Source organism: Zobellella maritima (assembly GCF_003075035.1).
Lineage (GTDB): Bacteria > Pseudomonadota > Gammaproteobacteria > Enterobacterales > Aeromonadaceae > Oceanimonas > Oceanimonas maritima.
The window spans coordinates 1-15757 of the sequence record NZ_QCZE01000002.1; the positions used below are offsets into that span (position 1 = coordinate 1).

Below are 15757 nucleotides of genomic sequence, written 5' to 3' on the forward strand. Positions count from 1 at the left end.
CCAGTTTATGCCTGGCGGCGATAGCGTTGTGGTCCCACCTGATCCCATGCCGAACTCAGAAGTGAAACGCACCCGCGCCGATGATAGTGTGGCAGCTGCCATGTGAAAGTAGGTCACTGCCAGGCACCAAATTCTGCTGATATAGCTCAGTCGGTAGAGCGCACCCTTGGTAAGGGTGAGGTCCCCAGTTCAAATCCGGGTATCAGCACCATATTACAATTAGATGTAGAAAGTTTTGTTTGACTGCCATAGCGTTGTGGTCCCACCTGATCCCATGCCGAACTCAGAAGTGAAACGCACCCGCGCCGATGATAGTGTGGCAGCTGCCATGTGAAAGTAGGTCACAGTCAAACACCTATTACCAAGCCCCGCTCAACAGCGGGGCTTTTTCGTTTTTGCATTCCGCTCAAGCACCTATACCCATATTTTTAATAAGTGATCATGCTATTAAAAGGTGAAGATGATCACCTTTTTTTATCTGTATTTGCCGCAGAATGTGGCATAACACGCATTTTATCTGCAAGTTAACAAAAGGTTACCAGCTTGCCTGGCGATCAGCTGCAGCAATGTCCAACTAACCATGTGAGCAAGATGAACGACAAAAACAACCAGATTGACATTAAAGATGTCACAGGCGCTGTGCGTTCCCACAGGCCGGTAGACAATGGCCATATTTATGTCCGATCCCAGCAAGGCCGGTGGCAGCGTCTGCGTAAACAGATGGGCTGGTTTTTTATGTTGTTGTTCCTGATGGGACCCTGGCTGACCTGGAACGGCCGTCAGGCTGTATTGCTGGATGTGGTTGAGCAGCGTTTTCATATCTTTGGTACGACCATCTGGCCACAGGATTTCACTTTATTGGCCTTGTTGTTTGTGGTGGCGGCGTTTGGCCTGTTTTTTATTACCACTTTTCTGGGCCGGGTGTGGTGCGGTTACCTGTGTCCGCAAACCGTATGGACCTTTCTATTTATCTGGTTTGAGGAAAAGTTTGAGGGCAGTGCCAACAAACGCAAGGTGTTGGACAAGTCTCCTTGGAATTTCAACAAGGTATGGCGTAAGACCGGCAAGCATCTGAGCTGGTTGCTGGTTTCGCTGTTTACCGGTTTCACCTTTATCGCCTACTTCGTGCCGGTAGAGGAGCTGGGACTGGGTTTGCTCACCTTCTCCGCCGGCTTCTGGGTTACTTTCTGGGTGGTTTTTTTCGCCTTCTGTACCTACGGCAACGCAGGCTGGATGCGCACTATTATGTGTACCCATATCTGTCCCTATTCCCGTTTCCAGTCGGCCATGTTCGACAAAGACACCTATACCGTCAGCTACGATGTGAAGCGGGGTGAGGCTCGTGGTCCCAGGCCCCGCAAGAAAGATCCCAGGGAACTGGGGCTGGGCGACTGTATCGATTGTGATATGTGTGTACAGGTCTGCCCGGCGGGTATCGATATCCGTGACGGCCTGCAGTATGAGTGCATCAACTGTGGCGCCTGTGTCGACGCCTGTGATCAGACAATGGATCGCATGGGCTACCCAAGGGGGCTTATCAGCTATACCACGGAGCACAAGTTGCAGCATGATCACACCCATGTGGCCAGGCCCAAGCTGATAAGTTATGGACTGGTCATGGTTATCATGCTGGCGGCCTTTGTATATATGGCTGCCAGTATCATGCCCATGGGACTGGAAGTGATCCGCGACCGTAACCAGCTGTATCGTGAAACGGCCGAGGGCCTGATCGAAAATACCTATACCCTCAAAATCATCAATAAGACCCTGGCGGCGGAAACCTATCAGCTGCATGTGGAAGGGTTGGATGAGGTTGAGTGGATAGGCGCGACCGAAGTAACCGTCCAGGGAGGAGAGGTCTATACCCTGCCCATCAGTTTGTCGATAGATCCTTATAACCTGAATGGGACGGTGCGAGATCTGGAGTTTGTGGTGACCCGCAAGGGCGTGAGTCCGGATCAGCGGAAAGCGGTTATCCGCAATCCAAGCAAGTTCTTCAGCTCACTCTAAATGCTTTAGGTCACTCGAGACAGCGAGCGAGTATTGCCAAACAGACGCTCGGCGCCAGGGTCGGAAAGGTCCCTGCCATTTCGGCATCTCTGTCGTTCAATGGCGCGGCGAAGCCTGTGACCCGGTCGATGTAGTAGCATTCGAATCGGCTATTTAGCAAGCCCTGCAGCCATGGAGGTGATAATCTCCATGGCTGCCTTCCTGTTATTTGTAGGATTTCTTATGGAATATACCCAGCTAACGCCGGACTTCATTGCCGATGCCCTCGGCAGCATAGATATTTATCTGGACTCCGGCCTGTTGGCGCTCAACAGTTATGAGAACCGGGTCTATCGATTCAAAAATGATGAGTTGGGCGCCTTGGTGGTGAAGTTTTATCGCCCGATGCGTTGGACCAGGGAGCAAATCCGGGAAGAGCATGGCTTTCTGACCGCCCTGTCTCAGGCCGGCGTCAGGGCGGCGGCACCCATGAGTCTGCAGGGGGAAACCCTGTTCGAGTATCAGGGACGTTTGTTTGCCCTCTGGCAAAGTGTGGGAGGCCGGCAATTTGAGGCCGATAATCTGGATCAGCTGGAGGCGCTGGGCGAGCAGTTGGGGCGCTTGCATCAGGTGGGAGAAACCTTTTCTTTACAGCACAGGCCGAAGCTCACCACCGCCGACTACCTGCATCGCTCCCGTGACACCTTGAAACAGAAGGCACAGATCAAGGCCGACACTGCCAGGGAGTTCTTCGATGTCTTGGAAAGGCTGATAACCAAATCGGAGCAGCTGTATCGTCCCCGCCATGAGTTGACCCTGCATTGTGATTGTCATGTCGGCAACATTTTATGGCGGGATGGTCCCTTGTTGGTGGATTTTGATGATTGCCGTCGCGGACCTGCAGTACAGGATATCTGGATGATGCTCAGCGGTTCTCGCCAGGAGCAGCTGGTACAGCTCGATACCTTGCTGGCGGGCTATGAAACGGTGCGGGATTTTCCCCAGGCTGAATTGGCGCTGATAGAGCCGTTGCGAGCCATGCGCATGGTGCACTATATGGCCTGGCTGGCGGCACGTTGGCAGGATCCGGCGTTTCCGGCCAGCTTTCCCTGGTTCAATACTGATGAGTATTGGCAGCAGCAGATCCGAATACTCGGCGATCAGCTGATGGCCCTTGATGCCCCGCCTTTGTCCTTGACGTCCTGGAATTGATTGCTTAATTTGAAGGCGCCTTTACTGAATAGGATCCACTATGAAAAATATACTGTTTTCGCTGTTCGTGTTTATGTTTGCGCCCTTAGCGATGGCTGCCACTGAGTTCAAGGAAGGCGTTGAATACACAGTCGTTAAAGAGACCGCGACCAGTACTCCCGAGGTGATCGAGTTCTTCTCTTATGTCTGCCCTCACTGCTACAGCTTTGAACCCTTGGTAAACGGCCTGGCGAAACGGGTGCCTGAAGCCGAAATAAAAAAAGTGCCGGTGGGCTTCCTGGGGCGTGACATGGGGCCGGTATTGCAAAAGGCCTATGCCGCTGCCCGCTTGTTGGAGGTAGAAGACAAGATGACCCCGGTTATCTTCGAGCAGATCCATCGGCAGAAGAACATGCCCCAGTCCATGGATGATGTGAAGGCGATATTTGTCGCCAATGGGGTGGAGGCAAAAACATTTGATGGTGTTATCAATAGCTTCGCCCTGAATGGCATGGTGGCTCAGTATGACAGGACGACCGAAGCCTTCAATATTAGGGGAACGCCGACCATAGTGGTTAATGGCAAATATGAGCTTAATATGGGTGAGATCGGTTCGGAAGAGCGTTTTTACCGTGTTGTTGAATATTTGCTTAGCGCAGAATAAACGCTATCGGGGCCCTGGCTGGCCCCATATCAACATTTTGTTTTTTTATCGGTAATGGAGTGTACATTGCTGGTTTTAGGCTCTTGGGAGCCTTCACCATGCACGATCCATTGCTTGGTGGGGAGGTGAAACAGGTAGTATTTTTCTCGGTGGAGATCGCCGACAAAGCCCATCCCATAGAATGCCAGCTCATAGTGAACATCGCGGATAAAATCCGGGGTGAAGCGTTGTCGCCCCGACAAGGTGCCAATATCGTTTCTGGTTAGATAGACGCCGGATTTTACCTCTTTCAGCTGCCCAGCCAGCCAGTTGGCGAACTCTTTTGCACTTTTCATCCATACTTCCTTTTGCCGCCTCATCCTATTTATAGCAGTAGTGCAAGCCCCAGTCTTGTTATTGTTTAGCCTTGCAGTTCTCGCAACAGCCTGTCCATGGCCCGATAGCCGAGGGCTTCGATTAGGTGTGCCCTGGCTATCTCCTGCTCCCCTTCCAGATCGGCGATGGTGCGGGCAACCCGTATCAGCTTGTGCCAGGCGCGGATGGATAACTGCATGCGGTTCAGAGCCAGTTCGAGGAAGGCGGCATCATCGCGTTTGAGCGGACACAGCTTGTCCAGCTCGGATGAGTTCAGACGGCCATTGGTTTTGCCGGCCCGGGCCAGCTGCCGCGTCCGGGCTGCCAACACCCGCTCCCTGACCGTTGCCGTGCTTTCGGATTTGGGCCTGGGACGACTCAGGGCACCGGGGGGCAACAGGGGGATTTCAACCGACAGGTCGAACCTGTCCAGGAAAGGCCCGGATACCTTGCCCAGGTAGCGCAGTATCTGTTCGGAGGAACTGCGGCTCATGCCGTCCCCATAGTGGCCGCAGGGGCTGGGGTTCATGGCACCGATCAGCTGAAAATGGGCGGGAAAGGTAACCCTGTGAGCCGCCCTGGAAATGGACACAATTCCGGTCTCAAGTGGTTCCCTTAGTGCATCCAGTACCCGCCGCTCAAACTCGGTCATTTCGTCGAGAAACAAGACGCCGTTATGGGCCAGGGATATTTCTCCCGGCCTGGGGTAACTGCCACCGCCTACCAGGGCAACGGCCGAAGCGGAATGATGAGGTTGGCGGAAGGCCCGCCGCCGCCAGTCATGGGGATCCAGTCCCTGGCCGCTGATGGAACGAATCGCCGCCGCTTCCAGCGCCTCTCGCTCAGACATGGGCGGCAACAATCCGGGCAGACGGCTGGCAAGCATGCTTTTTCCTGTGCCCGGTGGTCCCAGCAACAAGAGGTTATGTTCGCCAGCAGCGGTAATTTCCAGGGCCCGCTTGCCACTTTCCTGACCGATTACATCGCTGAGGCAGCCGTCTTGTGGTTGATGATGGTGTGCTGTCGGCGTCGGTGTCGGCAAATCTCCCTGCTGGTGCAGCCAGCCGGTAATGGCCAGCAGGTGGGGGGCGATCCTGGCTGGGGTAGGGTGGATCAGGCCGGACTCGGCTTCATTGCCGGCAGGCAATATCAGCTGCCGGCCGGCTTCCCTTGCAGCGAGTACGGCCGGCAGGGCGCCTTTGATCGATCTCAGCTCACCTGTCAGTGCCAGTTCCCCCAGGAACTCCAGCTGTTCCAGTGACTGAGCCGGGATCTGTCCGGAGGCGGCGAGGACGGCGATCGCGATGGGCAGGTCGAAGCGACCTCCCTCCTTGGGCAGATCGGCGGGAGCCAGGTTGACAGTGATCCGCTTGGCGGGAAATTCAAATCCGGCATTAAGCAGGGCGCTGCGTACCCTGTCCCTGGCCTCCTTGACCGTGATCTCCGGCAGTCCGACGATATTGAATGCCGGTAGGCCATTGGCCAGGTGGGCTTCAACCGTGACCAATGGGGCGTTAATTCCCAGACTGGCCCGGGCAAAAACAACGGCTAGTGACATCCCTGCACCCTTATGTTTATTATTCTGATAAAGCTTATTTAGCTGGTATTTTATACTGATGTTATTCGAACCAAATTTAGCGGTTAACTTGCCTTTTTGTGATAAAAATCTTGTTAATGATAGCCGGCCATGCTAGTTCTATAGGCCAGTTGCAGCCGGTTTAGCCGGCAATCTTATTTATTATGGTCGGTATATGAATTTGTTCGCTCGTTTCGTCAACATTATCGTGGTCCTAGTGGTGGTGATTTACTCACCGCTCGGGGTACCGTGGTCTGACGAAAAGTAACAACACCGGCAGACGACAACAAAACCCCCGAGCCAATCGCTCGGGGGTTTTTTTTTACGCATACTTTCAGGCAAGTGACAGGGACAAAAACGCAAATGAATGGCGCTCAATACATTGTTCAGGCATTAAAACAACAAGGGGTAACCCAGATCTTCGGCTACCCGGGAGGAGCCATCATGCCGCTGTATGATGCCCTGTACGATGGTGGTGTCGAGCATCTGCTGTGTCGACACGAGCAGGCCGCCGCCCTGGGCGCCGTCGGCTATGCCAGAGCCAGTGGTCAGGTAGGTGTCTGTATGGCCACGTCAGGTCCGGGCGCCACCAACCTGATCACCGGTCTGGCGGACGCCATGCTGGATTCCATTCCGGTGGTGGCCATCACCGGCCAGGTGCCGATGGCCGCCATCGGCACAGATGCCTTCCAGGAAGTGGATGTATTGGGCATGTCCCTGTCCTGTACCAAGCACTCCTATCTGGTTGAACGAGCGGAGGATCTGGGTGCCATCATCGCCGAAGCCTTCGAAGTGGCCTGCTCCGGCCGTCCCGGCCCGGTATTGATCGACGTGCCCAAGAATGTCCAAACAGCGTTGGTAGAACCCAAGCCACTGAGCGCCAGTCGTATCGAGTCTGAGCCTCTGGATAACCAGGGTATCGAGGCCGCCAAGACCCTGCTGGCGGCTGCCGAAAAACCGATCCTGTATGTGGGGGGCGGTGTCGGCATGGCGTCGGCAGAGGCAGAATTACGTGCTTTTGCTGCCAACAGTCAAATCCCTTCGGTGACCACCCTCAAGGGCATAGGAACGCTGGAGCCGGAAGATGAACTGTTCCTGGGTATGCTGGGTATGCATGGAACAAAATCTGCAAACCTGGCTGTTCAGCAGTGTGATCTGCTGATGGTGGTCGGTGCCCGTTTTGATGACCGGGTAACCGGCAAACTGGATGCCTTTGCAGTAAATGCCAAGGTCATCCACCTGGATAAAGACGCAGCCGAATTCGGTAAGGTACGTCATGCCCAGGTGGGTATAGCGTCCGAGCTGAAGGAGGTCCTGCCCGCCCTGAATGTCGGTAAATTGCAGATTGATGCCTGGCGGCAGGAATGCCGGGCGTTAAAGGCCGAACATCCCTGGCGCTACGATCATCCGGGCGAGAATATCTTCGCACCCTTGATGCTCAAGCAATTGAGCCAGGCGCTGGATGACAGCGCCATGGTCAGCTGCGACGTGGGCCAGCATCAGATGTGGGTGGCACAGCATATGCGTTTTACCAGTCCCCGCAACCATCTGAGCAGTTCCGGCCTGGGCACTATGGGCTTCGGCCTGCCGGCAGCGATCGGTGCCAAGCTGGCCCGGCCCGAGGATGAGTCGGTACTGGTCTCCGGCGACGGCTCCTTTATGATGAATGTACAGGAGCTGGGGACCCTCAAGCGCGCCCAGCTGCCGGTGAAGATGGTGCTGCTCGACAATCAGCGGCTGGGCATGGTGCGCCAGTGGCAGGAACTGTTTTTCGACGGCCGTTACAGTGAAACCATCCTTACCGATAACCCCAACTTCGTGGCTCTGGCCGCCGCCTTCAATATTCCCGGGGAAACCATTACTCGCAAGGCCGAGGTCGAGCCGGCCATCCAGCGTATGCTGGCGGCCGAGACCGCCTATTTATTGCATGTTCGCATTTCAGCGGAAGACAACGTCTGGCCTCTGGTGCCGCCGGGCGTCGCCAATGATCAGATGATGGAGGATCAATCATGAACCAGCACAACCTGCAGATAGAAACCCAGTTTCGCCCGGAAGTACTCGAAAGGGTGCTGCGTATGACCCGCCACCGCGGTTTCCGGGTCGATGATATGGAGATGTCGACCTCGGTTGACTGTAAAAAGTTGAACATTCGGGTTACTGTCAGTAGCGAAAGACCCATACAGCTGTTGAGTCGCCAGCTCGAAAAGCTGATGGATGTCACCCGTGTAGAAGCACAGCTACTGGAACAGCAGCTTAGAAAAACGGCTTGAGGAAACAATCCATGTCTACCGCGAAATATATCTGGTTCAATGGTGAAATGGTGCCCTGGGAAAACGCCCAGGTGCATGTGATGACCCATGCCCTGCATTATGGCTCTTCGGTGTTTGAAGGCATCCGTGCCTACAAGACTCCCCAGGGTTCAGTGGTGTTCCGCCTGGAGGAGCATGTGCAGCGGCTGTTCGACTCCGCCAAGATCTACCGGATGCATATTCCCTATACCAAGACCGAGCTGATGGATGCCTGCCGTCATGCGGTCAGCAAGAACGATCTGGACAGCGCCTACCTGCGCCCACTGGCCTTTATCGGCAATGTGGGTCTGGGCCTGAATGCCCCCAGGGATGTGCCCTGCGAAGTCATCGTCGGCGCTATTCCCTGGGGCGCCTACCTGGGCGAAGAAGGGCTGGAGCAGGGGGTGGACGTGTGCGTGACCTCCTGGAACCGGCTGGCGCCCAATACCATGCCCACCGGTGCCAAGGCCGGTGGTAACTACCTTTCTTCTCAGCTGATTTCCGGTGAAGCCAAGCGTCACGGTTACGCCGAGGGGATTTCCCTCGATGTACACGGCCACCTGAGCGAAGGGGCCGGCGAGAACCTGTTCCTGATCAAGAACGGCGTGCTCTATACCCCGCCGGTTACTGCCTGTATCCTGCCCGGTATCACCCGCGATACCCTGATGACCCTGGCTCGCGAAGCCGGATATCAGGTTCGCGAAGAAGCCATCTCCCGTGAGGCCCTGTATCTGGCCGACGAAATGTTTATGACCGGCACCGCCGCCGAAGTCACCCCGGTGCGTAGCGTGGACGGCATCACCCTGGGCGAGGGTAAACGTGGTCCCATCACCGCCCAGTTGCAGCAGGCGTTCTTCGGGCTGTTTGACGGTACCACTGCCGATAAATGGGGTTGGTTGACCCCGGTGAAGGATTGATTTTCAGATAGAGAGAAGGGTGCTATGTGTCTGATGCCGGTTAGTTAGGAAGTACATCAGGATAAGGATCCCCCGTGCCAGCCTCGCAGCAAGTACATCCATGTATGCTCGACGATGGCATCCATGCCATCAACGGCTGGTCCGGGGGACACCTTATCCTGCCTGGCTGAACAGCAGACAGACCGATAGCGCCCCTGTTTTACTCAATTGTTTTTTCAGGAGTTATAGAATGCCAAGGTATCGTTCAGCCACCACCACCCACGGCCGCAACATGGCCGGCGCCCGCGCCCTCTGGCGTGCCACCGGTATGACCGAAGAAGACTTCGGCAAACCGATTATCGCCGTGGTCAACTCCTTCACCCAGTTCGTGCCGGGTCATGTACACCTCAAGGACATGGGCCAGCTGGTGGCGCGTGAAATCGAGGCTGCCGGCGGGGTTGCCAAGGAATTCAATACCATCGCCGTGGATGACGGCATCGCCATGGGCCACGGCGGCATGCTCTACAGCCTGCCCAGCCGAGATCTGATCGCCGATTCTGTCGAGTATATGGTCAATGCCCACTGTGCCGATGCCATGGTGTGTATCTCCAACTGTGACAAGATCACCCCGGGCATGCTGATGGCCGCGCTGCGGGTCAATATACCGGTGATCTTTGTCTCCGGCGGCCCGATGGAAGCGGGCAAGACCAAGCTGTCCGATCAGATTATCAAGCTGGATCTGGTGGATGCCATGATCCAGGGCGCCGATCCCACTGTATCCGACGCCCAGAGCGAGCAGATCGAGCGTAGCGCCTGTCCGACCTGCGGTTCCTGCTCCGGCATGTTTACCGCCAACTCCATGAACTGCCTGACCGAAGCCCTGGGGCTTTCCCAGCCCGGCAACGGTTCGCTGTTGGCTACCCATGCGGATCGGGAGCAGTTGTTCAAGGCGGCCGGGCATCGTATCGTCGAGCTGACCAAACGCTATTACGAGCAGGAAGATGCCTCTGCCCTGCCTCGCGCCATCGCCACCAAGGCGGCGTTCGAAAACGCCATGGTGCTGGATATCGCCATGGGCGGCTCCACCAATACGGTGCTGCACCTGCTGGCCGCGGCTCACGAGGCTGGCGTCGACTTCACCATGACCGATATCGATGCCCTGTCGCGCAAGGTGCCCCAGCTGTGCAAGGTGGCTCCGTCCACCCAGAAATACCATATGGAAGATGTGCACCGCGCCGGTGGCGTTATGGGCATCCTCGGCGAACTGGCCCGGGCCGGCCTGCTGCATACCGATGTGCCCACCGTGCTGGGCATGACCCTGGCCGATCAGCTGGGCCGGTATGACGTGATGGTGACCGAGGACGAGGCGGTGAAGACCATGTTCCGTGCCGGTCCTGCCGGTATCCGTACCACCAAGGCCTTCAGCCAGGATTGTCGCTGGCCGACCCTGGACGATGATCGCACTGAGGGCTGTATCCGCAGCATCGACAACGCCTACAGCCAGGAAGGCGGTCTGGCGGTGCTGGCCGGCAACCTGGCGGTGGACGGCTGTATCGTCAAGACCGCCGGTGTCTCCGACGACAACCTGACCTTCCGCGGCCCCGCCCGCATCTATGAAAGCCAGGATAGCGCCGTGGCCGGTATCCTCGGCGGTGAAGTGCAGGCCGGCGAGGTGGTGGTGATCCGCTACGAAGGCCCCAAGGGCGGTCCTGGCATGCAGGAAATGCTCTATCCGACCACCTACCTCAAGTCCATGGGCCTGGGCACCAAGTGCGCGCTGATCACTGATGGCCGTTTCTCCGGCGGTACCTCCGGCCTCTCGATCGGCCATGTGTCGCCGGAAGCGGCTTCCGGTGGCACCATAGGTCTGGTACAGAACGGTGATATGATCAATATCGATATCCCGACCCGTAAAATCGAGCTGGATGTACCTGCAGCCGAACTGGCAGCCCGCCGTGAGGCGATGGAAGCCAGGGGCGAGCAGGCCTGGCGCCCGGAAAACCGGGAGCGGGAAGTGTCCTTTGCCCTGCGCGCCTACGCCTCTCTGGCGACCAGCGCCGACAAGGGCGCGGTACGCGATCTCAGCAAGCTGGGAGGCTAACATGGCAGATTCGGGACCCAAGGAAAGCGTACAGCCCCGTTCGGCGGCCGAGTATTTACGCAAGATCCTGCTGTCCCCGGTGTACGAGGCGGCCCGGGTGACGCCGCTGTCTCCGCTGAAGAAACTCTCCGAGCGTCTGGGGCACTCTGTGTCCCTGAAACGGGAGGATATGCAGCCGGTGCACTCTTTCAAGCTCAGGGGCGCCTATAACAAGATCGCCCAATTGAGCCAGGCACAGCAGCAGGCCGGGGTGATTGCCGCTTCGGCAGGCAACCATGCCCAGGGGGTGGCCCTGTCCGCCGCCAAGCTGGGCATAGACGCTACCATAGTGATGCCGACCACCACCCCGGATATCAAGGTGGAGTCGGTACGCCGTTTCGGCGGCAAGGTGGTGCTGTTCGGCAACAACTTCGATGAGGCCTATGGCCACTGTTGCCAACTGGCCGCGGCCCAGGGGCTGACCCTGATCCCGCCATTTGACGATGAAGAGGTGATTGCCGGCCAGGGCACCGTCGGCCGGGAACTGCTAGAGCAGGACACTCGCCTGACCCATGTGTTTGTGCCGGTGGGCGGCGGCGGCCTGGCCGCCGGGGTGGCTGTTTATATCAAGCAGTTATTACCCGAGGTCAAGGTGATCGGTGTTGAGGCCGAGGGCTCCGCCTGCCTGAAGGCGGCGCTCAGTGCCCGTGAGCCGGTTACTCTGGAACGGGTCAGCCTGTTTGCCGATGGAGTGGCGGTTAAGCGTATCGGCAGTGAAACCTTCCGTCTGTGTCAGCAGTATCTCGATGGGGTGATTACTGTTACTTCCGACGAGATCTGTGCTGCGCTCAAGGATATCTTTGAGGATACCCGGGCCATCGCCGAGCCTTCCGGGGCGCTGTCACTGGCCGGTCTGAAAAAATACAGCCAGGCCGGTGATTACCGCCACGCCCGTATGGCGGCCATCCTCAGCGGCGCCAATGTCAACTTCCATGCACTGCGTTATGTGTCGGAGCGTTGCGAGCTGGGTGAAAAGCGGGAAGGGTTGCTGGCGGTGACGATCCCCGAACGCAAGGGCGCCTTCCTTGAGTTCTGCGAGGTGCTTGGCAACCGCATGGTCACCGAGTTCAACTATCGCTATTCCGCCGAAAACAAGGCGGCCCTGCTGGTGTCGGTTCGGCTCACTGAGGGTGACCGGGAGCTGGCGCAGATCATGGCAGAGCTGGAACAGGCCGGTTATCCGGTGGCCAACATGACCGACAACGATCTGGTCAAGTCCCATGTACGTTACATGGTCGGTGGTCGGCCACCCAAGCCGCTGCAGGAGCGACTGTATAGCTTCAAGTTTCCGGAGCAGCCGGGGGCCCTGATGCGCTTCCTGCGCACCCTGGGCACCTTGTGGAATATCAGCCTGTTTCACTATCGCAACCATGGGGCCGAATACGGTCGTGTGCTCTGTGCCTTCGAACTGCCCGAGGCGGATCTGGCGTCGTTCGAGCAGCACCTGGCCGAGCTGGGCTATGTCTGGCACGACGAGACCCAGGATCCCGCCTATCGGTTCTTTCTGGCGAATTGAACGCTGCATCCAGGCGCAGGCCTGTGTGATTAAAGGAGTGGCCGGTTCTGCCGGCCCCTTAATTTGTCAGCGTTATTGTGCACAATGATGTATTGATAAAGATTGATAAAGCCCGCTTATCCTGCTCTAATCCCGAACGTTTCTTTTTGCTTTCAGGGGTCCCTGTCGATGGGTCTGTTGTCTGCTGTACTGGCTGGGATTAGCCAAATCTATTTTATCAATCGTCCTCTTCCCGGTTTGCTGATCACCCTGGCGGTGGCCTGGGTCTCTCCCTACATGGCGCTGGTCATGCTGCTGGCTACGGCCAGTGCGACCCTGACCGCTCACAGGCTAAAGTTTGATGCACAGCCGTTGGCCGAGGGAGTCTATGGCTACAATGCCGCCCTGGTGGGGCTGGCCCTGACCCTGTTCGCACCGGATACTGTCTGGGTACCCTTGATAGCAGTAGTGCTGGGCTGTGTATCTTGCCTGGTGTATTTTTTGTTGCGTAAGCTTGGCAATATTCCCTGGTATACGCTGCCCTTCAACCTGCTGATCCTGCCTTGGTTATACTGGAGTGGACAGCGCCTGGCCGATGAGGTCCCGGGTGGGTATCAGTTTATCCTGTCGGCGGTGGGTCAGGTGGTGTTTCTGCCCGACACCCTGCCGGCGGTGCTGCTCTGCATTGCCTTGCTGACGGCGGGTATCGGTATGTTGGGCTGGGCGCTGGCAGGTGGGTTGCTTGCCAGCCTGGTGGCGTTGGGACTGCTGGTCAACCCGGATTATATGAACTTTGGATTGACCGGCTATAACGGGGTACTGGCGGCGCTCGCCATGTTCTGGCAGCGATCGAGGTTCGGCTGGAGTCTGATCGCCGCCCTGTTGGCTGGGGGGATGACGGCTGCCATGCTCAGGCTGGGTCTGCCGATGCTGACCATGCCCTTCATATTGAGTTGCTGGCTTTGCCTGCTGGCTCAATGGCTCGCCGGAAATAAGTGTCAACCGACACCTCCGAAGATAAGGATATAGAAAAGAGATGATGAAACTGGGATTTATTGGTATCGGCCTGATGGGTCAACCCATGGTGCTGCGTCTGCTGGCGGCGGGATTCGATGTTCGGGTATGGAACCGCAGCCCGGACAAACTGGAGGTTGTGAAGGCGGCGGGTGCCACCGAGGCGGCAACCATCGCCGAGCTGGTTGCCGGGGTGGATCTGGTGCTGCTGTGCCTGGCCAACACCCAGGTAGTGGAGCAGCTGGTGTTCGGCAAAGAAGGGGTGGCGGCCCATGGCCGGCTCGGGCAGCTGCTGGTGGATTTCTCCAGCTCGGATCCGGAGGCGACCCGTGATTTTGCCGCCCGCCTGCAGGCGGAGTGCGGCATGGGTTGGGTTGATGCGCCGGTGTCCGGCGGGGTGGCCGGAGCCGAAGAGGGAAACCTGGCGATCATGTGCGGTGGCCAGGCGGCGGATATCGAGCGCATCCAGCCGGTCTTGGCCCCCCTGTCCCACCGTGTCACCCATATGGGCCCGATTGGGGCGGGCCAGGTGACCAAGGTCTGCAACCAGATGATAGTGGGCTGCAACCTGATGGTGCTGGCGGAGATGATGGCCCTGGCCAAGTCCTGTGGCGTGGATGCGGAAAAGATACCCTATGCCCTGGCTGGCGGCTTTGCCGACTCCAGGCCGATGCAGCTGACCGGCCCGCTGATGGCCACCGAGTCGGATCCGGATCCGAAATGGCATGTGCGCACCCTGCTCAAGGATCTGGATATGGCGGTGGCCCAAAGCCAGCGTGCCGGCAGCGCCACCCCCATGTCGGGGCTGGCCGCCCAACTGATGCGTCAGCACGGCAGCAAGGGCTTCCTGGAGCGGGACCCCGCTACCCTGATCAGGCTGTACAAGGACGCCTGACCCACTTGGTCAAGCATCGAAAAAGAGGAGCCGATAGGCTCCTCTTTTTCGTTTCAAGAACACGGCTCAGGCCGTTTTGAGCGCCAGGCTGTGTCGGTAGTAGTCATTGGCCTTGGCCAGGTCCTTGCGCTGTTCAGCCAGGCCGGCCAGCAGCACATAGTCCCGGGCCTCTGGCTGGAGGGCCACCGCCTTCTGCAGGTGTTCCTCGGCCTCTTTGGGCTGATTGTCCTTCAGATACAACTGGCCCAATACCGAATGCAGTTGATGGCTGTTTTCCTGTTTGGCCCGCTTTTCCAGTATGGTCAACAGGGGGTGATAATCACTCAGTTGCAGCTGGGTCATGCAGGCCAGCAGGCGATTGTCGGCATGCTTGTCCATACCGTCCAGCAGCAGTTGCTGAGCCTCCTGGTGAGCCTTCAGATGGATCAGTCGATCGCAGAGGGGAATCAGGATATCGGGCTGGTACTTCTGCTTGCGGGGCAATCCCTGCCAGGCATTGAGCAGGCCTTCGCTGCCGTCCTGTCGGGCGGTGCGATCAAACCAGCCCTCATAGGCCTGTTGCTGAAGACGTTGTTTTTCATCGTCCTGAATCAGCTGCTTACGGCTCAGGTTGTCGAGGATGGCCAGCAGCTTTTCCCATTCACCCAAGGCCAGGTAGACCTCTTTCTGCAGCTTGAGGAGGGCCGGCTGGCTGCCGTGATCCTGTTCCAACTGCTCCAAGCCGGCCAGGGCCTGATCAAGCTGGCCCTGCTGTATCTGCAGCTTGGCCTGGGTAATCCCCACCGCCAGGCTGGCGCCAGGGCTCTGCTCGTGAGCCTGACGCAGGTAATCATCCCGCTTGCTGTCGTTTCCCTGGGCTTGGGCGGCGGTGGCGGCATTCAAATAGTTGAGCAACGCCAGCTCGTTACCCTTGGTGCCCTTGACCAGCATTTTTTCGGCGGTGGCATAATCCTCGGCCACCAGGGCCTGCATGCCGGTCTGGGTGAAATTCAGCGCCTTGCGACGGCGGCGGCCGATAAACCAGCCGCGGGTGCGGTGGCTCAGGCCAAACATACGGCCCAGCAGCCATTCCAGAAACAGCAGTAGCAGATAGAACAGCACGGCCGAAATCAGCAGCACGGTGACAGTCGATTCGATAGTATATTGGCCAGCGGCGATCAGCACATAGCCCTGACGACCGGCGATATCCGGGCCGATAATCAGGCCGGCGGCCAGGAAGGCGACAATAATGGCGAGGCGTATCATGGTCTCCCCC

13 protein-coding genes, 1 tRNA gene and 2 rRNA genes are annotated in these 15757 nt (G+C 57.7%); 13 read left to right on the forward strand and 3 right to left on the reverse strand.

The genetic code is table 11. The features are described 5' to 3' along the window. Positions 1 to 10 precede the first annotated feature (10 nt). The 6 genes from rrf (DCS96_RS11875) to DCS96_RS11900 all read left to right on the forward strand — a co-directional run bounded on the left by rrf (DCS96_RS11875) (position 11) and on the right by DCS96_RS11900 (position 3844). A 5S ribosomal RNA gene (gene rrf, locus DCS96_RS11875) occupies positions 11 to 125 on the forward strand. A gap of 10 nt (positions 126 to 135) precedes the next feature. Then, positions 136 to 211, forward strand: a tRNA-Thr gene (locus tag DCS96_RS11880). 27 nt (positions 212 to 238) lie between these two features. Continuing rightward, positions 239 to 353: ribosomal RNA gene (gene rrf / locus DCS96_RS11885) — 5S ribosomal RNA — on the forward strand. Between the two features lie 238 nt (positions 354 to 591). Beyond that, positions 592 to 2010, forward strand: coding sequence for a cytochrome c oxidase accessory protein CcoG (ccoG, locus tag DCS96_RS11890; protein WP_116474629.1), 1419 nt, complete (start codon positions 592 to 594; stop codon positions 2008 to 2010). Between the two features lie 222 nt (positions 2011 to 2232). Continuing rightward, positions 2233 to 3201 (forward strand): serine/threonine protein kinase, encoded by a 969-nt coding sequence (locus DCS96_RS11895; protein ID WP_116474630.1) that lies wholly within the window; start codon positions 2233 to 2235, stop codon positions 3199 to 3201. Positions 3202 to 3241: 40 nt separating this feature from the next. Next, positions 3242 to 3844: a thiol:disulfide interchange protein DsbA/DsbL gene (locus tag DCS96_RS11900; protein ID WP_116474631.1), complete on the forward strand. Its 603-nt coding sequence runs from the start codon at positions 3242 to 3244 to the stop codon at positions 3842 to 3844. A 29-nt stretch (positions 3845 to 3873) separates the two neighbouring features. Here the strand turns inward: DCS96_RS11900 and DCS96_RS11905 are convergent, their stop codons facing one another. Together DCS96_RS11905 and DCS96_RS11910 are read right to left on the reverse strand one after the other, a co-directional pair. Beyond that, a complete protein-coding gene (locus tag DCS96_RS11905; RefSeq protein WP_116474632.1) occupies positions 3874 to 4179 on the reverse strand; it encodes a hypothetical protein in 306 nt (101 codons plus the stop codon). Positions 4180 to 4244: 65 nt separating this feature from the next. Then, entirely contained in the window at positions 4245 to 5756 is a 1512-nt protein-coding gene (locus DCS96_RS11910) for a YifB family Mg chelatase-like AAA ATPase (protein ID WP_116474633.1), read from the reverse strand. 381 nt (positions 5757 to 6137) lie between these two features. Here DCS96_RS11910 and ilvG point away from each other — a divergent pair, with 381 nt between their 5' ends. From ilvG to DCS96_RS11945, 7 genes are all read left to right on the forward strand, one after another. Then, positions 6138 to 7787 carry an acetolactate synthase 2 catalytic subunit gene (ilvG, locus tag DCS96_RS11915; protein ID WP_116474634.1) on the forward strand — a complete coding sequence of 550 codons (1650 nt, stop codon included), beginning with the start codon at positions 6138 to 6140 and terminating at the stop codon, positions 7785 to 7787. Further along, complete coding sequence (ilvM, locus tag DCS96_RS11920) at positions 7784 to 8044, forward strand: acetolactate synthase 2 small subunit (RefSeq protein ID WP_116474635.1); 261 nt, start codon at positions 7784 to 7786, stop codon at positions 8042 to 8044. The genes ilvG and ilvM overlap by 4 nt, the downstream gene beginning before the upstream one ends. 11 nt (positions 8045 to 8055) lie before the next feature. Further along, positions 8056 to 8979 (forward strand): branched-chain amino acid transaminase, encoded by a 924-nt coding sequence (locus tag DCS96_RS11925; RefSeq protein WP_116474636.1) that lies wholly within the window; start codon positions 8056 to 8058, stop codon positions 8977 to 8979. Between the two features lie 229 nt (positions 8980 to 9208). Continuing rightward, on the forward strand, positions 9209 to 11059 hold the full coding sequence (ilvD, locus tag DCS96_RS11930; protein WP_116474637.1) for a dihydroxy-acid dehydratase: 1851 nt from the start codon (positions 9209 to 9211) through the stop codon (positions 11057 to 11059). A 1-nt stretch (position 11060) separates the two neighbouring features. Next, the gene (gene ilvA / locus DCS96_RS11935) at positions 11061 to 12614 is read left to right on the forward strand and encodes a threonine ammonia-lyase, biosynthetic (RefSeq protein ID WP_116474638.1); all 1554 of its coding nucleotides are present in this window, start codon (positions 11061 to 11063) and stop codon (positions 12612 to 12614) included. 168 nt (positions 12615 to 12782) lie between these two features. Beyond that, positions 12783 to 13622, forward strand: a complete 840-nt coding sequence (locus tag DCS96_RS11940) for an urea transporter (RefSeq protein ID WP_116474639.1) — start codon at positions 12783 to 12785, stop codon at positions 13620 to 13622. 7 nt (positions 13623 to 13629) lie between these two features. Then, complete coding sequence (locus DCS96_RS11945; protein ID WP_232818261.1) at positions 13630 to 14502, forward strand: NAD(P)-dependent oxidoreductase; 873 nt, start codon at positions 13630 to 13632, stop codon at positions 14500 to 14502. A 66-nt stretch (positions 14503 to 14568) separates the two neighbouring features. Here the strand turns inward: DCS96_RS11945 and DCS96_RS11950 are convergent, their stop codons facing one another. After that, entirely contained in the window at positions 14569 to 15747 is a 1179-nt protein-coding gene (locus DCS96_RS11950) for a heme biosynthesis HemY N-terminal domain-containing protein (RefSeq protein WP_116474640.1), read from the reverse strand. Positions 15748 to 15757 lie beyond the last annotated feature (10 nt).